Origin of the sequence: Demequina sp. NBRC 110051 (genome assembly GCF_002090055.1) — a bacterium.
In the GTDB taxonomy this organism is placed as follows: Bacteria; Actinomycetota; Actinomycetes; order Actinomycetales; family Demequinaceae; genus Demequina.
In genome coordinates this window covers 1-996 of record NZ_BBRH01000004.1, presented here as the reverse complement: position 1 = coordinate 996, position 996 = coordinate 1, and the positions used below count along the sequence as shown (strand labels likewise).

At 63.9% G+C, this 996-nt stretch carries 1 protein-coding gene; it reads left to right on the top strand.

Annotated features, from left to right (window positions below):
- The first annotated feature begins 5 nt into the window (after positions 1-5).
- A complete protein-coding gene (locus tag B7K20_RS00020; protein ID WP_084099469.1) occupies positions 6-980 on the top strand; it encodes an IS481 family transposase in 975 nt (324 codons plus the stop codon).
- Positions 981-996 lie beyond the last annotated feature (16 nt).

Here is a 996-nt window from a genome sequence, read left to right as displayed (position 1 = left end):
TCCTCGTGTCCCACCGTAACGCGCGCTTGAACGAGCGTGGCCGTCAGCTCCTCGTGCAGCGTGTCCGCATCGAGGGGTGGGCTGTCGCTCATGCCGCGAAAGCTCAAGGAGTGTCTCGTCAATGCGCTCATCGCTGGCTGGCACGCTTCGACGAACACGGCATTGCCGCACTGGCGGATCGTTCCTCACGCCCGCGCTCGTGCCGCCACCGCACCCCTGAAGACGTCGAGCAACGTGTCCTGACTGCCCGCCGTGACAGCCGCCGCGGCCAAGACTGGATCGGGCCTGAACTGGGCATCGCGCCACGCACCGTGTCACGGATCCTGCGCCGCCACCACGTCCCCTATCTGCGTGAGTGCGACCCGCTGACCGGCGAGGTGATTCGCTCCTCCAAGACCACCGCGGTGCGCTACGAACGTGATGATCCTGGCGATCTGGTCCACATGGACGTCAAGAAGATCGGCAAGATCCCTGATGGCGGTGGCTGGAAGGCCCACGGCCGCCAGATGGGATCGACCGGCGCGAAGAAGCGCGCCCGCATCGGATACGACTACGTCCACTCACTGGTGGACGACCACTCCAGGCTGGCCTACTCCGAAATCCTGCCTGACGAAAAAGGCGACACGTGTGCAGGCTTCTTGGCCCGCGCAGCGACCTACTTCTGCGCTCACGGCATCACCCACATCCGTGAGGTCATCACTGACAACCACTTCAGCTACGCCAAGTCCGCCGATGTTCGTGAGGTGATTGAAGGTCTCGGCGCCAAGCACCTGTTCATCAAGCCCCACTGCCCCTGGCAAAACGGCAAAGTCGAACGCTACAACCGCACCCTGGCCACCGAATGGGCATACCGCGAGGTCTTCCTCACCAACGACGACCGCGCCGCAGCCCTTGCACCCTGGCTCGAGTTTTACAACACTGACCGACGCCACACCGCACTCGGAGGACTACCTCCCACCAGCCGCCTGTCACCAACGTGACGGCCGAGTACAGCTA